This window comes from Pseudomonas sp. Root401 (assembly GCF_001425105.1).
Taxonomy (GTDB): domain Bacteria; phylum Pseudomonadota; class Gammaproteobacteria; order Pseudomonadales; family Pseudomonadaceae; genus Aquipseudomonas; species Aquipseudomonas brassicacearum.
In genome coordinates this window covers 56,703-80,224 of sequence record NZ_LMDO01000008.1, presented here as the reverse complement: position 1 = coordinate 80,224, position 23,522 = coordinate 56,703, and the positions used below count along the sequence as shown (strand labels likewise).

Below are 23,522 nucleotides of genomic sequence, written 5' to 3'. Positions count from 1 at the left end.
TTTCGATGTCAGATCTGCTCACGTCCATGCAAACCGCACTCGGTTTGCCCACGACCCCAATCACCTTCACTGGCGACGGCGCGCTGCCCTCGGCCTTCGCTGTCACGGAGCTGGCCAGCGCCAGCATCGCCGTGGCCGGCCAGGCAACCGCCGAACTCATCCAGCAACAAACCGCTCGCCTGCCACCTGTCGAGGTCGACCGGCGCCTGGCGTCATTCTGGTTCTCCACCTCCCTGCGCCCCATCGGCTGGAGCGTGCCGCCGATGTGGGACCCGGTGGCCGGCGACTACGCCAGCGCCGATGGCTGGATTCGCCTGCACACCAACGCACCGCCTCATCGCCTTGCGGCGGAAAAAGTCCTCGGCACCTGCACCGACCGCGCCGACATGGCGGCCAGGGTGGCCCGATGGAACAAGGCCGAGCTGGAACAGGCCGTGGTCGACGCCGGCGGTTGCGCCGCCGAGATGCGTTCGTGGCAGACGTGGCAGGTCCATCCCCAAGGCCTGGCGGTGAATGCCGAGCCGCTGGTGCACCTGAGTGAAACGACTGGAGAGCAGCGCAAACCCTGGCTCGGCTCCGTGACCCAGCCACTGGCGGGCCTCAAGGTGCTGGACCTGACCCGCGTGCTGGCCGGCCCCGTCGCCAGCCGCTTCCTCGCTGGCCTGGGGGCCGACGTGCTACGCATCGACCCGCCGACCTGGAGCGAACCCGGCGTGGTGCCGGAAGTCACCCTGGGCAAACGCTGCGCCCGCCTCGACTTGCATCGGGCCGAAGATCGCGCGGCGTTCGAGGCATTGCTCAAGGACACCGACATCCTCTTGCACGGCTACCGTGCCGACGCCCTCGAGCGCCTGGGCTACGGCGCCGAGCAGCGTCGGCAGATGGCCCCGGGCCTGATCGACGTCAGCCTCAATGCCTACGGCTGGAGCGGCCCGTGGCAGAACCGGCGCGGCTTCGACAGCCTGGTGCAGATGAGCAGCGGCATCGCCGAAGCCGGCATGGGCTGGAAACACACCGACAAACCGACACCGCTGCCGGTGCAAGCGCTGGATCACGGCACCGGCTATCTGCTGGCGGCCAGCGCCCTGGTGTTGTTGTCCCGGCGCCTGGCAAGCGGTCACGGCGGCTCGGCACGCTTGTCACTGGCACGCACGGCGAAGCTGTTGATCGAACGTGGCGCCGGAAATTCGAGCCCATTGCGAGCCGAGGCCGAGGATGATCAGGGCCTGGTGGTCGAACAGACCCCATGGGGACCGGCCCATCGCCTGCAGGTGCCCGTGAAAATCACCGGGACGCCACTGCAATGGAGCTTGCCGGCGGCGGAACTGGGCGCGCATCGGGCACGGTGGTGAGGGAATTGATGTGGGAGCAAGGCTTGCCCGCGATGGAAGCGCTGCGGTCTCTCAGAAATCGAGGCGCCTGTTTCGCGAGCAAGCTTTGCTCCCACATAAAACCCCTCGCCACAGGAGTCACCTCAACATCGCGATAAGCCTCACAACGCCAAAAACCCACTGTACAACCCATAAGCCGCCATGCCCGCCCCTGACATCACGCAAGCAAAAATCCCCTTTTCCACGTGGGTGAACAAGGGCTGGCGCTGCTCGCGCTTGGCCTGGGCAAACAGGATCACCCCGGGTGCGTACAACAGCGCCGACAACAGCAGGTATTTCACGCCGCCGGCATACAGCAGCCACACCGCGTAACACAGCGCGACACCACCGATGCACAGGTCCTTCATGCGCCGGGCCGAGCCCTGTTCGTAGGTTTCCCCCCGGGCGCAAAGCAGCACCGCATAAGCCGCCGACCACAGGTACGGCACCAGGATCATCGACGAGGCGAGGTAAATCAGGCTGGTGTAGGTGCCTGCGGAAAACAGAGTGATCAGCAAAAACAGCTGGATCATGCCATTGGTCAGCCACAGCGCGTTGACCGGCGCATGGTTGGCATTCTCCTTGGTCAGGAACGCCGGCATGGTCTTGTCCCGGGCGGTGGCGTAGAGGATTTCAGCGCACAACAGCGCCCAGGACAGCAAGGCTCCCAACAGTGAAACCGCCAGCCCCAGGCTGATCAGCAACGCGCCCCAAGGCCCGACAATGTGCTCCAGGACGCCGGCCAGGGACGGGTTCTGCAACTGTGCCAGTTCCGGCTGGCTCATGACCCCCAGGGACAACACATTCACCAGCACCAGCAGCGCCAATACCCCGAGGAACCCGATCACCGTCGCACGCCCTACGTCCGCGCGTCTTTCTGCCCGTGCCGAATAGACGCTGGCGCCTTCGATGCCGATGAACACGAACACCGTCACCAGCATCATGTGCCGCACCTGGTCCATCACACTGCCCAGGTCCGGACTCATCGCGCCCCAGATATCGCGGGTGAAAATCTCGGCCTTGAAGGCCACGGCGGCCATGACGACGAACATCAACAGCGGCACGACCTTGGCCACGGTGGTTACCAGGTTGATGAAGGCCGCCTCCTTGATCCCGCGCAACACCAGGAAATGCACCGCCCACAGCAACAACGACGCACAGCCGATGGCCACCGGCGTGTTGCCTTGGCCGAACACCGGGAAGAAGTAGCCCAAGGTGCTGAACAGCAACACGAAGTAACCGACATTGCCCATCCAGGCGCTGATCCAGTAGCCCCAGGCAGACGAGAACCCCATGTAGTCGCCGAACCCGGCCTTGGCGTAGGCGTACACGCCCGAGTCCAATTCCGGCTTGCGATTGGCCAGGGTCTGGAACACGAAGGCCAGGGTCAGCATGCCGACGGCGGTAATCGACCAGCCGATCAGCACCGCACCGACATCGGCCCGAGCCGCCATGTTTTGCGGCAGGGAAAAAATCCCGCCGCCGATCATTGACCCCACCACCAGTGCGATCAGTGCGCCCAGTGGCAACTTTTCAATCGGCTGCGGCATGTTCTCTCACTATTAAATTAAGTAAATAAAGCGACATAACGTTTTTGAATAACGCCATCCACACAAAGTCCAAAGGCTTATGACTCGGCCATTCTCCAAGGCCCTAATTAAAAAGATCATGACAGCCCATTATTATTGTCACGAACGCAGCCTACAAAATAGTTGCGACTCAGTGAAAATCAACTAGCGTGAATAATCCCACGGCAAGAAAACCTTCACAAAGACTTTGCCAAAGGCTCTGAAACGGGCCTTTCGAGCAACTTCAAGACGCCAACGGACGGTGTTAACTCCTTCATTAACAATGGAATGTTGTCATGCACTGATCCAGATCAGATATTCAACTTTCAAATCGACCTAGTCTGTTGACTCTCTTCTCCTGCACTGGAGTCTCGCAAATGTCTGATACACCCGGAAAACTTCGATTGGGTGCGCTGGTTGCGCTGGTGGTCGGCTCAATGATCGGCGGGGGAATCTTTTCCTTGCCACAAAACATGGCGGCCAGTGCCGATGTCGGTGCCGTGCTGATCGGCTGGGCGATTACCGCCGTCGGCATGCTGACCCTGGCCTTCGTGTTCCAGACCCTGGCCAACCGCAAACCCGATCTGGATGGTGGGGTGTATGCCTACGCCAAGGCCGGGTTCGGCGACTACATGGGTTTCTCATCCGCGTGGGGCTACTGGATCAGCGCCTGGCTGGGCAACGTCGGCTACTTCGTGCTGCTGTTCAGCACCTTGGGCTACTTTTTCCCGATTTTTGGCGAGGGCAACACCGTAGCTGCGGTGATTGGCGCCTCGGTGTTGTTGTGGGCGGTGCATTGGCTGGTGCTGCGCGGTATCAAGGAAGCTGCGTTCATCAACCTGGTAACCACCGTCGCCAAGGTCGTGCCACTGGTGCTGTTCGTGTTGATCGCGGTGTTCGCCTTCAAGCTCGAGATCTTCACCCGGGACATCTGGGGCACGATGAACCCGGACCTGGGCAGCGTGATGAACCAGGTGCGCAAGATGATGCTGGTCACCGTGTGGGTGTTCATCGGCATCGAAGGCGCGAGTATTTTTTCCGCCCGCGCCGAGAAACGCACCGACGTGGGCAAGGCCACCGTCATCGGCTTCATCACCGTGCTGCTGTTCCTGGTACTGGTGAACGTGCTGTCCCTGGGCATCATGACCCAGCCAGAACTGGCGAAGTTGCAGAACCCCTCCATGGCCGCCGTGCTGGAGCATGTCGTGGGTCACTGGGGCGCGGTGCTGATCAGCGTCGGCCTGATCATCTCGCTGCTCGGCGCCCTGCTGTCCTGGGTGCTGCTGTGCGCCGAAATCATGTTCGCCGCCGCCAAAGACCACACCATGCCCGAGTTCCTGCGCCGGGAAAACGCCAACCACGTACCAGCCAACGCCCTGTGGCTGACCAACGCGATGGTCCAGGTGTTTTTGGTCATCACCCTGTTTTCGGCCAGCACTTACCTGTCACTGATCTACCTCGCCACCTCGATGATTCTGGTGCCGTACCTGTGGTCTGCGGCCTACGCCGTGTTGCTGGCGGTGCGCGGCGAGACCTACGAAGGCTTCGCGGCCGAGCGCCGCAAAGACCTGGCCATAGGCGCCATCGCCCTGATCTATGCGGTGTGGCTGCTGTATGCCGGCGGCATCAAGTACCTGCTGCTCTCCGCCCTGCTCTATGCCCCCGGCGCGATCCTGTTCGCCAAGGCCAAGCGCGAGCTGGGCAAACCGATTTTCACCTCTGTCGAGAAGCTGATTTTCGCCGCAGTGATCGCAGGCGCCCTGGTGGCGGCCTACGGGCTCTACGACGGCTTCCTGACCTTGTAGTTGGCTGATTGTTCTAACTGGAGGATTTGTAATGACCACGGAAAAAGTGAAATACGGCGTGCATTCCGAAGCCGGCAAACTACGTAAAGTCATGGTGTGCTCCCCAGGCCTGGCCCACCAGCGGCTGACCCCGAACAACTGCGACGAACTGCTGTTCGACGATGTGATCTGGGTCAACCAGGCCAAGCGCGACCATTTCGATTTCGTCACCAAGATGCGCGAGCGTGACATCGACGTACTGGAAATGCACAACCTGCTGACCGACATCGTCGCCATCCCCGAAGCCCTGGACTGGATCCTGCAGCGCAAGATCACCGCCAACTCGGTGGGCCTTGGCCTGGTGAACGAAGTCGGTTCGTGGCTGCGCAGCCTGGAGCCGCGTCATATCGCCGAATTCCTGATCGGCGGCGTCTCGGCCGATGACCTGCCGGACAGCTTCGGTGGCAAGACCATCCAGATGTTCCGCGACTTCCTCGGGCACTCCAGCTTCATCCTGCCGCCGCTGCCCAACACCCAGTTCACCCGCGACACCACTTGCTGGATCTACGGCGGCGTAACCCTGAACCCTATGTATTGGCCAGCACGCCGCCAGGAAACCCTGCTGGCCAGCGCCATCTACAAATTCCACCCCGAGTTCACCCAGGCTGACTTCCAGGTCTGGTACGGCGACCCGGACCAGGATCACGGCAACGCCACCCTCGAAGGCGGCGACGTGATGCCCATCGGTAACGGCGTGGTGCTGATCGGCATGGGCGAGCGCTCGTCCCGCCAAGCCATCGGCCAACTGGCGCTGAATCTGTTCAAGCACAAGGCCGTGGAGCGGGTGATCGTCGCCGGCTTGCCGAAATCCCGCGCCGCCATGCACCTGGACACCGTGTTCAGCTTCTGCGACCGCGACCTGGTCACGATTTTCCCGGAAGTGGTGAGCCAGATCGTCGCCTTCTCCCTGCGCCCTGACGAGAGCAAACCCGGCGGCATCGACGTGCGCCGCGAGGACAGCAGCTTCCTCGACACCGTGGCCGCGGCCCTCAAGCTGCCAGCGCTGCGAGTGGTGGAAACCGGTGGCAACAGCTTCGCCGCCGAACGCGAACAATGGGACGACGGCAACAACGTGGTGGCCGTGGAGCCGGGCGTGGTGATCGGCTACGACCGCAACACCTACACCAACACCCTGCTGCGCAAGGCCGGTGTGGAAGTCATCACCATCAGTGCCAGCGAACTGGGCCGGGGCCGTGGCGGTGGTCACTGCATGACCTGCCCGATCATCCGCGACCCGATCGATTACTAACCTTTGAGCCAGGGCCGGCACTGCTCTGCATCCCACGGCAGAGACCGGCCCCGGGGATAACCTACACCTGAGGAGATCCACATCATGGCGTTCAACATGCGCAACCGCAGCCTGCTGAGTCTGATGCACCACACCAACCGCGAGCTGCACTTTCTGCTGGACCTGTCCCGCGACCTCAAGCGTGCCAAGTACACCGGCACCGAACAGCAGCACCTCAAGGGCAAGAACATCGCGCTGATCTTCGAAAAGACCTCGACCCGCACCCGCTGCGCCTTCGAAGTCGCGGCCCATGACCAGGGCGCCCACGTCACCTACATCGACCCGGTGTCGTCGCAGATCGGGCACAAGGAAAGCATGAAAGACACCGCCCGGGTCCTGGGCCGGATGTTCGACGCCATCGAATACCGAGGCTTCGAACAGGAGATCGTCGAGGAACTGGCCAAGTTCGCCGGGGTGCCGGTATTCAACGGCCTGACCGCCGAATTCCACCCCACCCAAATGATCGCCGACACCCTGACCATGCGCGAACACAGCGACAAGCCGCTGCATGACATCAGCTACGCCTACCTGGGCGATGCCCGCTACAACATGGGTAATTCGCTGCTGATGATCGGCGCCAAACTGGGCATGGACGTGCGTATCGGCGCGCCGAAAGCCTTGTGGCCGCACCAGGACTTCATCGACCAGTGCCAGGCCTTCGCCGCCGAAAGTGGCGCGCGCCTCACCATCACCGAAGACCCGAAGGAAGCCGTCAAGGGCGTGGACTTCATCCACACCGACATCTGGGTGTCCATGGGTGAGCCGGTGGAAGCCTGGGATGAGCGCATCGAGCAATTGCTGCCCTACCAGGTCAACGCGCAAATGATGAAAGCCTCGGGCAACCCGCGGGTGAAGTTCATGCACTGCCTGCCGGCGTTCCATAACAGCGAAACCAAGGTCGGCAAGGACATCGCCGCCCGTTATCCGAACCTGGCCAATGGCGTGGAAGTGACCGAGGAAGTGTTCGAATCGCCGGCCAACATCGCCTTCGAGCAAGCGGAAAACCGCATGCACACCATCAAGGCGATCCTGGTGTCGGCGTTGGCGGATATCTAGGCGCTTGAAGAGTGATCGTTCCCACGCTCTGCGTGGGAATGCATCCGGTGACGCTCTGCGTCACAGGGACGCGGAGCGTCCCGGGCGGCGTTCCCACGCAGAGCGTGGGAACGATCATCACTGCGTTCTCGTTCCATTTTTGAAAGGACAGCACCATGCGTATCGTCGTTGCCCTGGGCGGTAACGCCCTCCTGCGTCGGGGTGAACCCATGACCGCAGACAATCAACGCATCAACATCCGCACCGCGACCGAACAGATCGCGAAAATCCACCCTGGCAACCAACTGGTCATCGCCCACGGCAACGGCCCGCAGGTCGGCCTGCTGTCGTTGCAGGCGGCGGCCTACACCTCGGTCACGCCGTATCCGCTGGACGTGCTCGGCGCCGAAACCGAAGGCATGATCGGCTACATCATCGAACAGGAACTGGGCAATCTGCTGGACTTCGAAGTCCCCTTCGCCACGCTGCTGACCCAGGTCGAAGTGGATGGCAACGACCCGGCCTTCCAGAAGCCCAGCAAGCCCATCGGCCCGGTCTACAGCAAGAGCGAGGCGGAAAAACTCGCGGCGGAAAAGGGCTGGTCCATCGCCCCCGACGGCGACAAGTTCCGCCGCGTGGTGGCAAGCCCCAGGCCCAAGCGCATCTTTGAAATCCGCCCGATCAAATGGCTGCTGGAAAAGGGCAGCATCGTGATCTGTGCCGGCGGTGGCGGCATCCCGACGATGTACGACGCCGACGGCAAGCTGCAAGGCGTGGAAGCGGTGATCGACAAGGACCTGTGCTCGGCGCTGCTCGCCGAACAGCTGGAAAGCGATCTGCTGGTGATCGCCACCGACGTCAACGCCGCGTACATCGACTTCGGCAAGCCGACCCAGAAAGCCATCGCCCAGGCCCACCCCGACGAAATGGAAAAGCTCGGCTTCGCCGCCGGCTCCATGGGGCCGAAGGTACAGGCGGCCTGCGAATTCGCGCGCAACACTGGCAAGGTCGCGGTGATCGGTTCACTCTCGGACATCGAAGCGATCGTCCAGGGCAAGGCCGGCACCCGCATCAGCACGGCGACACCTGGCATCGCTTATCGATAACAGGAAACTTGCGGGGCGGATCCAGGGTCTGCCCTACTCCCCATGCCTTCAAAGGAGAGTTGCTTATGGCCATGTTTGAACCCGGACACCTGCACATGGAGCGCCATGCGCTGAACAAGGACGATTTCAGCTACAACCTGTGCATCGACTACAAGGTCGACCAGGACGGCAAGGAGGGCACGGGCATGTCGTTCCGGGTGCATGGCACCATCGAGGACAAGACCCTGGACGAGACGTTCTTCCTGGCCAAGGACCAGGCCTTCGACTTCGCCCGCCATGCCACGCGCATCGCCCAGAAATACGGCTTGCCCAAGACCGCGAGCATCGGCTCGATGCACAAGTACTACGACGAAATGTTCGAAGACGTGCGCAAGCAACTGGACGTCAAGCCAGGCGACCCGATGAAGCCAGAACACCTGGAATAACCGCCCGAAACCCTCTACCCCTGTTTGTGGGAGCAGACCTGTGGGAGCAAGGCTTACCCGCGATGGCATCGCCTCGGTCTATCAGTTACACCGAGGTGTTTGCATCGCGGGCAAGCCTTGCTCCCACAAGCTCGCTCCCATAAGGGATATCAGTGTTCTGAATATCGGGTTACACACAAAGCCTGCCAGGCTGGCAACTCGCCACGGCTGACCTATTCTGAAAGTAGTACCCCCCGGGTATTCGTTCAGAGGTCACCGCCATGAACATTAAAACAAGAAGACGCCTCGCCATTTTTGTCACCTGCGCCGCCACGCTTGCGCTGTACGGCACTGCGGCCTACCGGGTCGAGCAGGCCAGGCAACTGCCCCGTGAATACGCCAGTTGCAACTTCGAACGGTGCATCCCCCACAGCGCAACCCTGAACGCCCTGCGCTGAGGCGTGGTCAGTCGTCCTGTTGATCGGTCTTGAGCCGGTCCCGGAACGCCTTGGGCGAGATGCCGACGCGCCGACGGAACAGCCGGGTGAAGTTGGTCGGGTCGGAAAACCCGAGCATTTCGGAAATCTCGTAGATGGTCATGCCGGTATAGGTCAGCAGGCGCTTGGCTTCCAGCAACTGGCGCTCATGCATGATCTGCAACGCCGGTTGCCCCGCCAGTTCCCGACAGGTGCCGTTGAGGTGCGACACGGAAATGCCCAGGCGATGGGCCAGGTCCTCGACCTTGACGTGCTCGCGATAGGTTTCTTCCACCAACTGAATGAAACCGTTGAGGTATTCCCGGGCCCGTTGCGGGCGCTGGGCCTGGGTGTGGCGCTGCATCACCTGGCGGCTGACCCAGACCATGATCACGCTGACCAGCGCATGCATCAGCATTTCCCGCGCCGGTTGATGCCCCACGTACTCATTCTGCAAGGCGCTGAACAGGCTATTGAGGTACTCGGCATTCTCAAGGGCGGGGTAGCTTTCGGCCTGGGCCAGGACGTTGACCGAATGCCCCAGTTGCGCTTGCAGGTGCGTGACCAGCGGCGCCGCCAGGGTCACCACGTAACCTTCCACATCCTCGGAAAAACGAAAGCCATGGACCGACAGCGGCGGCAGGATCTGCACGGCCGGCTCGGTGAGTAGCGTGCGCCGGCCCTCGATTTCCAGCTCCGCCTGGCCCTTGAAGACAAACAACAACTGGCACAGATCGGCATGCCGATGAGGCTTGATTTCCCATTGATGCTCGCGACTGCGCTTGGAGATGGTCTCGCAGTGCAACAAGTCCGGCGTCGGCCATTCCTGGCTCTCGCCATAGAGCTTGAACACCGGGATCGAAGGCAGGTCAGGTTTTTTCATAACGTGGATCCGGGCCTGGGGTTGCGGGCGATAATCGCACCAATTGGTAAAAAGAACAGGTATCGGCTCAGTTTTCCCCTTCAACTGACAGGTCCGCAAGCGAAAAATGTAGGCACTCGATTTCTAATAATCAACACCGACCCTGGTCGCGTGCTTCGTGCGAGTCATAACAACAATGAAAACCCTCAAGACCCAAGTCGCTATTATCGGTGCCGGCCCCTCTGGCCTGCTGCTCGGCCAGTTGCTGCACAACGCAGGGATCGACACTGTCATCCTCGAACGCCAGACCCCGGAATACGTACTGAGCCGCATCCGCGCCGGTGTGCTGGAGCAAGGCATGGTCGAACTGTTGCGCCAGGCTGGCGTTGGCCAGCGCATGGACACCGAAGGCCTGCCCCATGACGGTTTTGAACTGGTACTCAACGATCGGCGGGTGCACATCGACCTCAAAGGGCTGACCGGTGGTAAAAATGTCATGGTCTACGGCCAGACCGAAGTGACCCGCGACTTGATGGCCGCCCGCGAAGCCGCCGGCGCCCGGACCCTGTACCTGGCCAGCAATGCCCAGCCCCACGACATGCAAACCGAAAACCCTTTCGTGATCTTCGAGCATGAAGGGGAAACCTGGCGCCTGGACTGCGACTACATTGCCGGTTGCGACGGTTTCCACGGCGTGGCGCGACAGTCCATTCCTGCGGAAAAACTCAAGGTCTTCGAACGCGTCTACCCGTTTGGCTGGCTCGGCGTGCTGGCCGACACCCCGCCAGTCCACGAAGAACTGGTCTACGCTCGCCACGCACGCGGTTTTGCCTTGTGCAGCATGCGCTCCAAGACCCGCACCCGTTATTACCTGCAAGTACCCGCCGAGGAACAAGTCGCCGACTGGCCGGACGAGCGCTTCTGGGATGAACTGAAAAACCGCCTGCCCGCCGACCTGGCCGAGGCCCTGGTGACCGGCCCGTCCATCGAAAAAAGCATCGCCCCGCTGCGCAGCTTCGTGGTCGAGCCGATGCAGTATGGGCGGATGTTCCTGGTGGGCGACGCGGCCCACATCGTCCCGCCCACCGGCGCCAAGGGGCTGAACCTGGCGGCCAGCGATGTCAGCACGCTGTTCAACATCCTGCTCAAGGTCTATCGCGACGGCCGTGTGGATCTGCTGGAGAAGTATTCGGCCATCTGCCTGCGGCGCGTCTGGAAGGCCGAGCGGTTTTCCTGGTGGATGACGTCGATGCTGCACCGCTTCGACGACGATGCCTTCAACCAGCGCATCAGCGAAGCCGAGCTGGAATATTTCGTCGACTCCGAGGCCGGTCGCAAGACTATCGCGGAAAATTACGTCGGACTTCCTTACGAGGCTATCGAATAGTCGCCTATCGACTTAAACTGCGGGTTTCGTCCATTTTGCCTCTCCGGCGCGATGCCCGCAGGTTCTGCCTTGACTCAGTTCAATACGCTCCAAGCCCCAAAACCGGCCATCCGCAGCGTGCTGGCAGCCCTGATGCTGGCGATTTTCCTGGGTGCGCTGGACCAGACCATCGTCGCCGTCTCGATGCCGGCCATCTCCGCACAGTTTGCCGACGTCAGCCTGCTGGCCTGGGTGATTTCCGGCTACATGGTCGCCATGACCGTGGCGGTGCCGATCTACGGCAAGCTCGGCGACCTCTACGGTCGCCGGCCGCTGATGCTGTTCGGCATGGGCCTGTTCACCCTGGCCTCGCTGTTCTGCGGCCTGGCACAAAACATGGAACAACTGGTGCTGGCGCGGATTTTCCAGGGCATCGGCGCCGGCGGGATGATTTCGGTGAGCCAGGCGATCATCGGCGACATCATCCCGCCCCGCGAACGCGGCCGCTACCAGGGTTATTTCAGCAGTATGTACGCGGTGGCCAGCGTCGCCGGGCCGGTGCTCGGCGGCTACATGACCGAGTACCTGTCGTGGCGCTGGGTGTTCTGGATCAACCTGCCGCTGGGCCTGGTGGCCTGGTGGGTGGCCCGACGCAGCCTGGTCGGGCTGCCGGTGCCGCAACGCACGCCGATCATCGATTACCTGGGCACCGTGTTGCTGATCATCGGCCTGACGGCGCTGCTGTTGGGGATCACCCAGGTCGGCCAGGGTCATGCCTGGTACAGCCGTGAAGTGCTGGGATTGCTGGGTTGCGCAGGCGCGGCGCTGGGGGTGTTCGCCTGGCACGAGCGCCGGGCGCGGGAGCCGTTGTTGCCGATGCACCTGTTCGCCAACCGCGATGCGGTGCTGTGTTGGTGCACGGTGTTCTTCACCAGTTTCCAGGCAATTTCCCTGACGGTGCTGGTGCCGTTGCGCTTCCAGAGCGTGACCGGCGCCGGCGCCGACAGTGCGGCGTTGCACTTGTTGCCGCTGGCAATCGGGCTGCCGATCGGCGCGTATTTCGCCGGACGCCGGACCTCGGTCACGGGGCGCTACAAGCCGATGATCCTGAGCGGCGCCCTGCTCTTCCCGCTCGCTATCCTCGGCATGGCTTTCACCCCGCCCGCCGCGCTCTGGCTGAGCAGCCTGTTCATGCTGCTCAGCGGCATCGCCTCCGGCATGCAGTTTCCCACTTCGCTGGTGGGTGCGCAGAACGCCGTACACCAACAAGACATCGGCGTCGCCACCAGCACCACCAACCTGTTCCGCTCCCTTGGCGGCGCGGTGGGCGTGGCACTGATGTCCGCGTTGCTGCTGGCCTTGCTGCAGGATTCAAGCTTCGCCCAGCTCGCCAGCGCGTCGCTGATCGGCGAAGGGCATTCCGGCAACGTCTTGCTCGACGGCCTGAACGCCGCCCCGGGCGAGGCGCAGAACGCCTTGCGCCAGGAATTGCAGGCGACGTTCCGGCATTTGCTGGTGATCAGCGCGGCAGTGTCGCTGTTGGGGTTGGCCGCGGCGCTGGTGATGCCCAACCGCTTGCTGCGTGGGCGAGATGAGAAGGTCCGCTAGCACATGATCGTTCCCACGCTCTGCGTGGGAATGCAGCCCGGGACGCTCCGCGTCCCTGCAGAGCCGAACGCAGAGCGTCCGTCGAGGCGTTCCCACGCAGAGCGTGGGAACGATCAGCATCATTGCCACAAAATCTCTTTAGGCCGTCGCCACGACACCTCCGGGCACCACCACCGCGCTCATCCCATCCTTCATCCGCTTGGCATCACGCACAAAACAACGTGACGCCAGGAACAGGAACACCATGGTCAGGAACAGCGCCACCGGAATCAGGTACATCGCGTCATGCAGGCCGATGGCCTTGAACGCCTCGGTCATCTGGTCGACTCCAGCCGCGGCCATGGCCGTGCGGGCGAAGTAGTCGGACAAACCGCCCACCACTACCGGCCCCAATCCGCCACCGAGCAAGTACAGGCCGGCGAAGAACAGCGCCATCGCCGTGGCCCGCAGGCGCGGCTCGACCACGTCCTGGATCGCCGTGTACACGCAGGTATAAAAGGTATAGGCGAACAACCAGCCAACACTGAACACCGCGACGAACACACCGATTTCAATCCGCCCGGCATGCAATGCCCAGGCAGTGGTGAGCGTCGAGATCACCAGGCTGAACGCGGCGAACAGCAAGCGACCACTGGGCACGCGCTGGTGAATCTTGTCGGCGATCCAGCCGCCGAGGGTCAAGCCGAACAGCCCGGTCACACCCACCATGATCCCGGTCGCCACCGCCGCCTCGTGCAACGGCATCAGGAAATAGCGTTGCAGCATTGGCACCAGGAAGGAGTTGCAGGCATAGGTTGCGAAGTTGAAGCACAACCCGGCCAGCACCAGCCACAGGAAAGTGGGAATTGCCAATACCCGACGGATTGGCCGGTCGATCTTTTCCTGGGACACCTGCACGGTTTCCGCCGCGCCGCGCTTGGGTTCCTTGATGAAGAACATGAATAGCGCCAGCACCAAGCCTGGCACAGCCGCGATAAAGAACGGCGCGCGCCAGCTGTCGAAGGCCTTGACCATCGCGCCGATGGTGAAGAACGCCAGCAGCAAGCCAATCGGCAGGCCCAGCATGAAGATGCCCATGGCCCGCGCCCGGCGATGGGCCGGAAACAGATCGCCAATCAGTGAGTTGGCCGCCGGCGCATAACTCGCCTCGCCGATCCCGACGCCCATGCGCACCACCAGGAACGCCCAGAAACTGCCCACCAGGCCGTTGACCGCCGTCAGCGCGCTCCAGGTCGCCAGGCCCCAGCCCATCAACTTGCTGCGCGAACCGGTATCGGCCATGCGTCCCAATGGCAACCCGGCAATGGCGTAGACGATGGTGAAAGCGGTGCCGATGATGCCGATCTGGAAGTCGCTGAGGCTCCACTCCATGCGGATCGGCTCGATGATGATCGCCGGGATGGTGCGGTCGAAGAAGTTGAACAGGTTGGCCAGGAACAACAGGAACAGAATGCGCCAGGCATTCGCCGCTTGGGTCGAGTTCTGCATGGGTCCGTCTCTTTTATTGTTATGGAGCATTAGCGGAATCTGCAATCTAGACAGCGGCGCGCAGGCTGTCTCCAATCATTCGCACGGCTGATACCCACCCATGGCGAGCGGCGCGTTTCTTGATAACGGTCAATTTCCTGTAACAATTGCCATCATTTCGCCCATTCCTGATTAAAGATCATCTTCCGGTGGCCGATTCAACCTATCAGGAAAGAATCTCTCGAGCGGCGCTCAGGCTATAGCCCTGGACGCTCGGGGCCGACCTTCGCGCCATCCACGGACGCGAGCTCCCATCCGCGATGGTTCGATGACAGCGACTCGTCGAACCAACCAGTTCAGGCATATGGCGCACAATGACTTCCAAAAAAACAGCCACTGCGGTATCCGATCTGACCCTGAGCCCGGCCGCCAACGGCCCTGAAGTCTCGAAACCATCGAGCAGCTCGCGTCCCCTGTCGACTCAGCAGTATCTGTATTTCACCGAAACCAACACCGACCGGATCCTCGACAACCTCGATGGCCTGCGCGACGCGGTGTTCCCGCGCCCGCCCCATCTGGTAGAGGACGAGAGCGACCGCGCCCAGCAGGAGTTCCCGTCGGTGTGCCTGATCGGCCTGGGGCGCTGCGGCTCCAACATCGCCCTGGACGTGGCGGAGCTGGTGTACAACGCCCGCAAGTTCTACCTCAACGAATTCAACGCCGAAGACAAGGCCTACAGCGACAAGGGCTACAGTCCCGCGCAGTGGATCCGCAACAACCTGCGCCTGGGCACCAGCAAGGCCAGCAAACCGGTGTTCCTGGTGGAACCGCTGGTGATGCTCGGCGACCTGGACAAGGACATCGCCGGGCGTATCCGTTTCTCGCGCAAGGGCGAGAAAAGCGGCTTTTTGCGCGACTACAGCAAAATGAAGATCATGGACCTCTCGGAAGTCCACGCCGGTGGCGCCGGTAACGCGCCGATCCTGGGCCAGTACCTGGCCAAGATCATCCTGAACAAGGACACCCAGCGGTTCTCCAGCCCCGACTGGAAAATGATCCACTCGTACCTGATCGACAGCTGCGGCATCAAGGCCAACCAGTCGCGCCTGTACTTCTCGATCTTCAGTGCCGGCGGCGGTACCGGTTCAGGCATGGCCTCGGAGTTCGGCCTGGCCCAGCAATACTCATACATGAACAAGACGTTCGACACCAAGCCGATGGACGAACACGACAGCAAGAGCGGTCATTCCTTCGTCTTCGAACCGATTTTCACCAGCGGCATCTGCGTACTTCCGAATATTTCCGACCACCGCAGCGAAATGTCCGAAGCCTTGCACATCAACGCCGGACGCCTGCTGTGCAAGTACCTGTCGGAAGAATGGGATTTCTCGTACAACTTCGCCAACGAAGACAGCAGCGAAGCCAGCGTGATGGGCCGTATCCGCCCCTGGAACGCGATGATGCTGATCTCCAACGACATCATGCGCTACGCCGAAGAAAGCGATGACGGCAACATCCAGAACATCGATGTCAATGCCATGGAGAAACACGCCAACCAGTACATCTCCCAGCAGATCTTCAACATCCTGACGGCCCAGGCGGTTACCACCGACTACGATCAGAACTACTTCCGCCGTGCCGGCATCGACATTGGCGAAACCATTCGCCTGGACGCCAACGACCTGTTCATGAGCCTGGCCGGCCCGGTGGCAATTGCCTACGCCGAGTCCGTCGTCCCGGAAACCCCGGCGCCGAGCGGCGACAAGTTCAAGGTGTTCGAGAAAGAGCCGCCACGCCTGAACATCGACGACCTGTTCTTCCGCTCCATCGACCTGCCGCACTTCAACAAGGTCACCCAGGCCATCGAAGGCATCAGCCTGTTGCCGATCGAATCCAAGCGCTACCGCGCCTCGCTGGAGCAGTACAAGAATTCCGGCTACGACGCAGCCGCCCTGCATGACCTGCACTTCTTCAAGAACTGCTCGTCGGTGGTGTCCATCGTTTCCTTGCCCAAGGACTACAAGCTGTCCTACATGGACCTGAACCGGCTCAAGACCCACCTCAACAGCCTGTTCCCCAACACCACCCTCAAGCGTTACGCGTTGGTGATCGGCGCGTCGGCGAACCTGTCGCTGACTACCCTGATCGCCAAGAGCCCGTGCCTGTCGGACGACTTCCTGACCCTGATCGTGGCCTTCATCAAACGCTGCTTCGCCCGCACCCCGTACCGCTTCGATGACACCCTGGACAACTCGATCCTGGACTTCATCATCAATGAAGACTTCGACGAAGCGCGCATCGACGACCTGCTCAACGAATTCGAAAACCCGGCGAAGATCCTCGACACCAACTGGTACGCGATCAAGCCGATGTATGAGAAGAAGTATCGCGAGCTGATCAACGACAAGGACAAGTTCGTCTCGATCAACGACATCCGCTTGTCCCGCGACTGCGTGAAGAAATCCATCAAGTACCTGCGCGAGATCTACCGTCACCGCATTGGCAAGACCAAGGTTATTTCGCTTAATAACCATACTGGCAGGACGTATTGAGGTAAGTCTTGAAAGATCGCAGCCTTCGGCAGCTCCTACAGGCTGCGGTTCACTTGAATTCGCAGCGCGCCCCTGTAGGAGCTGCCGAAGGCTCGGGCCGCGTTCGGACGATCTTTTGATCTGCACTACATCCAGAAACAATTGAGCAGCCCAAAGGCTGCTCCATAAACTGTTCCCGTTACGTATACGTCACCCTCCCCTGTGGCGTTTCGCCACGGCAGGACGCCATCACGCTACTCACCTACACACTTTCTTGCCCACCCGAACACGAACCAACTTGGTGCATCGATCAGTTCGACGCCCTTTCCTGGATCATAATCCAGGGCGAAACCACCACCGCCCAAAGCTGCGGATCGCGTTCCAGAAAATCCAGCGCCCGCGTTTCAGACAGCTTGGCGAGCTGCTCGGCGGCCAGCCAGGCGGCGACTTTGGTACCTTCGTCCTGGGCAACAGCCTCGGCGGCGGCGATCAAATCCAGTGCCGGATCGACCCACAATAGGGCACCCTTGGCAAAGAACGGCTCCAGCTCTTTCCAGGTAATGGATGCGGTTTCACCAAGCAGCTTGGCATAGAGGGTGCTAGGTTCTTGATTCATGGGACCTGTCCGGAAAAGAAATCGGCGCGAATGATAACGTCGGTGGTCTGGCAGAAAAACCCGGTAGCAATTGCAGTACCGATTGAAAAGTGCAGGAAAGCCAAGGATTGCCGATATGACCGGACAAACCCCGCCGCCATTCTGTCTTTTTCTTTCAATTAAGCGACACCCTCAGGTTTTGCCCCCAAGCGCCAGCTTCCCTTGCCAACAATCGGCGCTCTACACTGTACCGGTACAGTTGCCGGGGGCATTTTCCGCGAGGATATCCAAGATATCTGACCCGGTTCTGCTGCTACGGCGCCAGGACTATAAAAACTACAACAGCATGAGTGGAGCACTATGACTAAGGCTACTAAGCAGATTTCCAAACTGTTTGCCGCTATGGTTCTGGCCGGGGTTGCCAGCCATTCGTTTGCCGCCGACACCATCAAGATCGGCATCGCCGGCCCGAAGACCGGCCCTGTAGCCCAATACGGCGACATGCAGTTCAGCGGCGCGAAAATGGCCATCGAACAGATCAACGCCAAGGGCGGCGTCGACGGCAAGCAACTCGTCGCCGTTGAATACGATGACGCCTGTGATCCAAAACAAGCGGTCGCGGTCGCGAACAAAGTCGTCAACGACGGCATCAAGTTCGTGGTCGGCCACCTGTGCTCCAGCTCCACCCAGCCCGCTTCGGACATCTATGAAGACGAAGGCGTGATCATGATCACCCCGGCGGCTACCAGCCCGGACATCACCGCTCGCGGCTACAAGATGATCTTCCGCACCATCGGCCTGGACAGCGCCCAGGGTCCTGCGGCCGGCAACTACATCGCCGACCACGTCAAGCCGAAAGTCGTTGCAGTCCTGCACGACAAGCAGCAGTACGGTGAAGGCATCGCCAGCGCCGTGAAGAAAACCCTCGAAGACAAAGGCGTCAAGGTTGCCGTCTTCGAAGGCGTGAACGCCGGCGACAAAGACTTCTCCTCGATGATCGCCAAGCTCAAGCAAGCCAACGTCGACTTCGTCTACTACGGCGGCTACCACCCGGAGCTGGGCCTGATCCTGCGTCAATCCCAGGAAAAAGGCCTGAAGGCCAAGTTCATGGGTCCGGAAGGCGTGGGTAACGACTCCATCTCGCAGATCGCCAAGGACGCTTCCGAAGGCCTGCTGGTGACCCTGCCGAAATCCTTCGACCAGGATCCGGCCAACGTCGCCCTGGCTGACGCGTTCAAGGCCAAGAAAGAAGACCCAAGCGGTCCGTTCGTGTTCCCGTCCTACTCCGCTGTCCAGGTGATTGCCCAGGCCATCACCACAGCCAAGAGCGAAGACGCGGCCAAAGTGGCTGAAGCCATCCACGCCGGCACCTTCAAGACCCCAACCGGTGACCTGAGCTTCGATGCGAAGGGCGACCTGAAGGACTTCAAGTTCGTGGTCTACGAGTGGCACTTCGGCAAACCTAAAACCGAAGCTTCGCCTCAGTAAGGCCTGGCCTGACTGACTGCCAATAAAGCCCACGGCGTGCCGTGGGCTTTGTTTTAAATGTATTGGGCCGCGCTGGCGTGATCCGCCAGTCTCCCCACCTGAAAATCTCAAAACCGTCATCAGCGGTTCGCTGGCAAACCTCGTGTTCGAAGTGGATGCAGATCCACGGGACCCGGGCGGGAAAATGACTCCACCAGTGAAATGCGTATCAGGTTTTTAGGAGCGCTGTAATGCCTGACATCTATCACTTCTTCCAGCAGCTGGTTAACGGCCTGACCGTTGGCAGCACGTATGCCCTGATCGCCATCGGCTATACGATGGTTTACGGCATCATTGGAATGATCAACTTCGCCCACGGCGAGGTGTACATGATCGGCTCCTACGTGGCGTTCATCGCCATCGCCGGGCTGGCCATGATGGGACTCGACAGTGTCCCGCTGTTGATGACCGCGGCTTTCATCGCGAGCATCGTCGTCACCAGCTCCTATGGCTACAGCATCGAACGGATCGCCTACCGCCCCCTGCGCGGCAGCAACCGTCTGATCCCGCTGATTTCCGCCATCGGCATGTCGATCTTCCTGCAGAACACGGTACTGCTTTCGCAAGACTCCAAGGACAAATCCATACCCAACCTGATTCCGGGCAACTTTGCCATCGGGCCAGGCGGGGCACATGAAGTGCTGATTTCCTACATGCAAATCGTGGTGTTCGTGGTGACCCTGGTCGCCATGCTCGGCCTGACGCTGTTCATCTCCCGTTCCCGCCTGGGCCGCGCCTGCCGCGCCTGTGCCGAGGACATCAAGATGGCCAACCTGCTGGGCATCAACACCAACAACATCATCGCCCTGACCTTCGTCATCGGTGCGGCCCTGGCGGCCATCGCCGCGGTGCTGTTGAGCATGCAATACGGCGTGATCAACCCCAACGCCGGCTTCCTCGTCGGCCTGAAAGCCTTCACCGCCGCGGTACTGGGCGGCATCGGCAGCATTCCCGGCGCGATGCTCGGCGGGCTGGTGCTGGGCGTGGCGGAAGCCTTTGGCGCCGACATCTTCGGCGACCAGTACAAGGACGTCGTGGCATTCGGCTTGTTGGTTCTGGTTCTGTTATTCCGGCCGACCGGCATCCTGGGCCGCCCGGAGGTTGAGAAAGTATGACTAGGCATCTCAAATCGGCGCTCTTCAGCGCCCTGCTGGTCTGGGCCGTGGCCTACCCGGTACTGGGTCTTAAACTGACCATCGTCGGTATCAACCTGGAAGTGCATGGCACCAGCCCGGCCATCCTGGCGACCATCGCCGTGTGTTCGCTGCTGATGTTCCTGCGTGTGCTGTTCAGCACGCAGATCAGCGCCATGTGGAAGTCGTCGCCCGGCCTGCCGGTGATCCCGGCCAAGGCCAGCAACTTCCTGACCCTGCCATCGACCCAGCGCTGGATCGTCCTGGGCCTGATCGTCGTGGCCCTGGTCTGGCCGTTCTTCGGCTCCCGCGGCGCGGTGGACATCGCCACGCTGATCCTGATCTACGTGATGCTCGGCCTTGGCCTGAACATCGTGGTAGGCCTGGCCGGCCTGCTGGACCTGGGTTATGTCGGCTTCTACGCCGTCGGTGCCTACAGCTATGCGCTGCTGTCCCACTACTTCGGCCTGAGCTTCTGGATCTGCCTGCCGATCGCCGGGATGATGGCCGCCACCTTCGGTTTCCTGCTGGGGTTCCCGGTCCTGCGCTTGCGCGGTGACTACCTGGCCATCGTGACCCTGGGTTTTGGCGAGATCATCCGTCTGTTCCTGCGCAACCTGACCGACATCACCGGTGGCCCGAACGGGATCAGCAACATCGAGAAACCGACGTTCTTCGGCCTGACCTTCGAACGTAAAGCCGCCGAAGGCCTGCAGACCTTCCACGAGTACTTCGGCCTGGAATACAACTCGATCAACAAGGTGATCTTCCTCTACCTGGTTGCCCTGTTGCTGGCCCTGGCCGCGCTGTTCGTCATCAACCGCCTGCTGCGCATGCCGATCGGGCGCGCCTGGGAGGCATTGCGTGAAGACGAAATCGCCTGCCGTGCCCTGGGTCTCAACCCGACGATCATCAAGCTGTCGGCCTTCACCCTCGGTGCTGCGTTCGCCGGTTTTGCCGGCAGTTTCTTTGCCGCTCGCCAAGGCCTGGTGACCCCGGAATCCTTCACCTTCATCGAGTCGGCGATCATCCTCGCCATCGTGGTACTGGGCGGGATGGGCTCGCAGTTGGGCGTGATCCTGGCGGCCATCGTGATGATCCTGCTGCCCGAAATGATGCGTGAATTCAGCGAATACCGCATGTTGATGTTCGGCGCCTTGATGGTGCTGATGATGATCTGGCGTCCTCAAGGTCTGCTGCCTATGCAACGCCCCCACATGGAGCTGCGCAAATGAGCCGCGAGATCCTGAAAGTTGAAAATTTAAGCATGCGCTTCGGCGGCTTGCTGGCGGTCAACGGCGTGGCCCTGACCGTGAAAGAAAAACAGGTCGTTGCGCTGATCGGACCTAACGGCGCGGGCAAGACCACCGTGTTCAACTGCCTGACCGGCTTCTACCAGCCCACCGGCGGCACCATCGTGCTGGACGGCGAGCCGATCCAGGGCCTGCCCGGCCACCAGATCGCCCGCAAGGGTGTGGTGCGCACCTTCCAGAACGTGCGGCTGTTCAAGGACATGACGGCGGTCGAAAACCTGCTGATCGCCCAGCATCGTCACCTGAACACCAACTTCTTTGCCGGCCTGTTCAAAACCCCGGCGTTCCGCAAAAGCGAACGCGAGGCCATGGAGTACGCCGAGTACTGGCTGGACAAGGTCAACCTCAAGGAGTTTGCCAACCGTACCGCCGGGACCCTGGCCTACGGTCAGCAACGACGCCTGGAAATCGCCCGCTGCATGATGACCCGTCCGCGGATCCTCATGCTCGACGAGCCGGCCGCCGGCCTGAACCCCAAGGAAACCGAAGACCTGAAAGCGCTGATCGGCGTGCTGCGCGAGGAGCACAACGTCACCGTGCTGCTGATCGAGCACGACATGAAGCTGGTCATGAGCATTTCCGACCACATCGTCGTGATCAACCAGGGCACTCCCCTGGCCAACGGCTCGCCGGAACAGATCCGCGACAATCCTGAAGTGATCAAAGCCTACCTGGGGGAAGCGTAAATGCTGCAATTCGAAAACGTTTCCACCTTCTACGGCAAGATCCAGGCCTTGCACAGCGTCAACGTCGAAGTCCGCCAAGGCGAAATCGTGACGCTGATCGGTGCCAACGGCGCCGGCAAATCCACCCTGCTGATGACGCTCTGCGGTTCGCCCCAGGCCCACAGCGGCAGCATCCGCTACATGGGTGAGGAACTGGTGGGCCAGGACTCGTCACGGATCATGCGCAAGAGCATTGCGGTGGTGCCGGAAGGTCGTCGGGTATTTGCCCGGCTGACCGTGGAAGAAAACCTCGCCATGGGCGGATTCTTTACCGACAAGGGCGACTATCAGGAACAAATGGACAAGGTCCTGCACCTTTTCCCACGCCTGAAAGAACGCTTCACCCAGCGCGGCGGCACCATGTCCGGCGGCGAACAGCAAATGCTCGCCATCGGCCGTGCGCTGATGAGCAAGCCCAAGCTGCTGCTGCTCGACGAGCCTTCCCTGGGCCTGGCACCGATCATCATCCAGCAGATCTTCGACATCATCGAACAGCTGCGCAAGGATGGCGTGACGGTGTTCCTGGTGGAGCAGAACGCCAACCAGGCGCTGAAAATCGCCGACCGGGCGTACGTTCTGGAGAACGGTCGCGTGGTGATGCAAGGCACCGGTGAAGCCCTGCTGACCGACCCGAAAGTACGCGAGGCGTACCTGGGCGGTTGAGTCTGCAGCAATAAAAAAACGGCCTTCGGGCCGTTTTTTATTGCCCAATGTAGGAGCTGTCGAGCGAAGCGAGGCTGCGATCTTGTCCCGGACAATTGAGTCTAAAGCGAAAGATCAAGATCAAAAGATCGTCCGAACGCGGCCCGAGCCTTCGCCAGCTCCTACAGGTCCCAGCGCGAGCTTGCTCCCTCGCCACGGGTTTGGGTAACCGAAAAAATATCGGTAGCCCGCTGTAACACTCCCCCACCTCCCCTCTCTAGTTCAGCAGACCGGCGCTAACGCCGGTTCATTTCCCTGAATGACTGGAGAATCATCATGACTGCTTCGACCCGCACCCTGTCCGCCACCGCCCTGGTCCTGGCCCTGGGTTCTGCCCTGAGCATGACAGCCGTCTCGACCGTCCACGCAGCCGACGACACCATGGAAAAATGCTTCGGCATTGCCCTCAAAGGCAAGAACGACTGCGCCGCCGGTGCCGGCACCACCTGCGCCGGTACGGCAAAAATGGACTATCAGGGCAACGCCTGGAAATCGGTACCCAAAGGCACTTGCACCACCATGGAAAGCAAAACCTCCCCGACTGGTTTCGGCCAGCTCGAAGCGTTCAAAGCCAAGTCCTGATCGCATCTGCCTGAGGCCCG

General features: G+C 61.1%; 21 protein-coding genes. 16 read left to right on the top strand and 5 right to left on the bottom strand.

Going from position 1 to position 23,522, the window contains the following annotated elements; translation table 11 throughout:
* Positions 1-5: 5 nt before the first annotated feature.
* Entirely contained in the window at positions 6-1,352 is a 1,347-nt protein-coding gene (locus ASC85_RS07990) for a CoA transferase (RefSeq protein WP_057448906.1), read from the top strand.
* Between the two features lie 140 nt (positions 1,353-1,492).
* Here ASC85_RS07990 and arcD (ASC85_RS07985) read toward each other — a convergent pair whose 3' ends face one another.
* Complete coding sequence (gene arcD / locus ASC85_RS07985; RefSeq protein ID WP_057448905.1) at positions 1,493-2,920, bottom strand: arginine-ornithine antiporter; 1,428 nt, start codon at positions 2,918-2,920, stop codon at positions 1,493-1,495.
* Between the two features lie 395 nt (positions 2,921-3,315).
* Between arcD (ASC85_RS07985) and arcD (ASC85_RS07980) the strand changes: the two genes are divergently transcribed.
* From arcD (ASC85_RS07980) to ASC85_RS32585, 6 genes are all read left to right on the top strand, one after another.
* On the top strand, positions 3,316-4,743 hold the full coding sequence (arcD, locus tag ASC85_RS07980) for an arginine-ornithine antiporter (RefSeq protein WP_046065422.1): 1,428 nt from the start codon (positions 3,316-3,318) through the stop codon (positions 4,741-4,743).
* A gap of 31 nt (positions 4,744-4,774) precedes the next feature.
* A complete protein-coding gene (gene arcA / locus ASC85_RS07975; protein ID WP_057448904.1) occupies positions 4,775-6,031 on the top strand; it encodes an arginine deiminase in 1,257 nt (418 codons plus the stop codon).
* An 84-nt stretch (positions 6,032-6,115) separates the two neighbouring features.
* Positions 6,116-7,126 (top strand): ornithine carbamoyltransferase, encoded by a 1,011-nt coding sequence (locus tag ASC85_RS07970; RefSeq protein WP_057448903.1) that lies wholly within the window; start codon positions 6,116-6,118, stop codon positions 7,124-7,126.
* 155 nt (positions 7,127-7,281) lie between these two features.
* Positions 7,282-8,211 carry a carbamate kinase gene (gene arcC, locus ASC85_RS07965; protein ID WP_057448902.1) on the top strand — a complete coding sequence of 310 codons (930 nt, stop codon included), beginning with the start codon at positions 7,282-7,284 and terminating at the stop codon, positions 8,209-8,211.
* 65 nt (positions 8,212-8,276) lie between these two features.
* Complete coding sequence (locus ASC85_RS07960) at positions 8,277-8,636, top strand: DUF5064 family protein (RefSeq protein WP_018610734.1); 360 nt, start codon at positions 8,277-8,279, stop codon at positions 8,634-8,636.
* 260 nt (positions 8,637-8,896) lie between these two features.
* On the top strand, positions 8,897-9,073 hold the full coding sequence (locus tag ASC85_RS32585) for a hypothetical protein (RefSeq protein WP_162843733.1): 177 nt from the start codon (positions 8,897-8,899) through the stop codon (positions 9,071-9,073).
* Positions 9,074-9,080: 7 nt separating this feature from the next.
* On the opposite strand, the gene ASC85_RS07955 is transcribed toward ASC85_RS32585, so the two are convergent.
* Positions 9,081-9,974 carry a helix-turn-helix domain-containing protein gene (locus ASC85_RS07955; RefSeq protein WP_003198494.1) on the bottom strand — a complete coding sequence of 298 codons (894 nt, stop codon included), beginning with the start codon at positions 9,972-9,974 and terminating at the stop codon, positions 9,081-9,083.
* A gap of 175 nt (positions 9,975-10,149) precedes the next feature.
* On the opposite strand from ASC85_RS07955, the gene pobA reads away from it, so the two are divergent.
* Positions 10,150-11,340, top strand: coding sequence for a 4-hydroxybenzoate 3-monooxygenase (gene pobA / locus ASC85_RS07950; RefSeq protein WP_057448901.1), 1,191 nt, complete (start codon positions 10,150-10,152; stop codon positions 11,338-11,340).
* 51 nt (positions 11,341-11,391) lie between these two features.
* On the top strand, positions 11,392-12,927 hold the full coding sequence (locus ASC85_RS07945; protein WP_156395622.1) for an MDR family MFS transporter: 1,536 nt from the start codon (positions 11,392-11,394) through the stop codon (positions 12,925-12,927).
* 138 nt (positions 12,928-13,065) lie between these two features.
* Here ASC85_RS07945 and ASC85_RS07940 read toward each other — a convergent pair whose 3' ends face one another.
* Entirely contained in the window at positions 13,066-14,415 is a 1,350-nt protein-coding gene (locus ASC85_RS07940) for a spinster family MFS transporter (RefSeq protein ID WP_057448899.1), read from the bottom strand.
* A 353-nt stretch (positions 14,416-14,768) separates the two neighbouring features.
* Here ASC85_RS07940 and ASC85_RS07935 point away from each other — a divergent pair, with 353 nt between their 5' ends.
* Entirely contained in the window at positions 14,769-16,946 is a 2,178-nt protein-coding gene (locus tag ASC85_RS07935; RefSeq protein ID WP_057448898.1) for a hypothetical protein, read from the top strand.
* Between the two features lie 289 nt (positions 16,947-17,235).
* Here ASC85_RS07935 and ASC85_RS07930 read toward each other — a convergent pair whose 3' ends face one another.
* Together ASC85_RS07930 and ASC85_RS32070 are read right to left on the bottom strand one after the other, a co-directional pair.
* The gene (locus ASC85_RS07930) at positions 17,236-17,541 is read right to left on the bottom strand and encodes a DUF2288 domain-containing protein (RefSeq protein WP_046065429.1); all 306 of its coding nucleotides are present in this window, start codon (positions 17,539-17,541) and stop codon (positions 17,236-17,238) included.
* On the bottom strand, positions 17,538-17,699 hold the full coding sequence (locus ASC85_RS32070; protein WP_156395621.1) for a hypothetical protein: 162 nt from the start codon (positions 17,697-17,699) through the stop codon (positions 17,538-17,540). The genes ASC85_RS07930 and ASC85_RS32070 overlap by 4 nt, the downstream gene beginning before the upstream one ends.
* A 181-nt stretch (positions 17,700-17,880) precedes the next feature.
* On the opposite strand from ASC85_RS32070, the gene ASC85_RS07925 reads away from it, so the two are divergent.
* From ASC85_RS07925 to ASC85_RS07900, 6 genes are all read left to right on the top strand, one after another.
* Positions 17,881-19,008 (top strand): branched-chain amino acid ABC transporter substrate-binding protein, encoded by a 1,128-nt coding sequence (locus ASC85_RS07925; protein WP_057448897.1) that lies wholly within the window; start codon positions 17,881-17,883, stop codon positions 19,006-19,008.
* A gap of 230 nt (positions 19,009-19,238) precedes the next feature.
* Positions 19,239-20,162: a high-affinity branched-chain amino acid ABC transporter permease LivH gene (livH, locus tag ASC85_RS07920; protein ID WP_014336891.1), complete on the top strand. Its 924-nt coding sequence runs from the start codon at positions 19,239-19,241 to the stop codon at positions 20,160-20,162.
* A complete protein-coding gene (locus tag ASC85_RS07915; RefSeq protein WP_003198478.1) occupies positions 20,159-21,415 on the top strand; it encodes a high-affinity branched-chain amino acid ABC transporter permease LivM in 1,257 nt (418 codons plus the stop codon). Before livH ends, ASC85_RS07915 begins: the two co-directional genes overlap by 4 nt.
* Positions 21,412-22,179, top strand: a complete 768-nt coding sequence (gene livG, locus ASC85_RS07910; protein ID WP_057448896.1) for a high-affinity branched-chain amino acid ABC transporter ATP-binding protein LivG — start codon at positions 21,412-21,414, stop codon at positions 22,177-22,179. Before ASC85_RS07915 ends, livG begins: the two co-directional genes overlap by 4 nt.
* Positions 22,180-22,881, top strand: a complete 702-nt coding sequence (locus ASC85_RS07905) for an ABC transporter ATP-binding protein (RefSeq protein ID WP_003198474.1) — start codon at positions 22,180-22,182, stop codon at positions 22,879-22,881.
* A gap of 315 nt (positions 22,882-23,196) precedes the next feature.
* Positions 23,197-23,502 (top strand): BufA1 family periplasmic bufferin-type metallophore, encoded by a 306-nt coding sequence (locus ASC85_RS07900; protein ID WP_057448895.1) that lies wholly within the window; start codon positions 23,197-23,199, stop codon positions 23,500-23,502.
* Positions 23,503-23,522 lie beyond the last annotated feature (20 nt).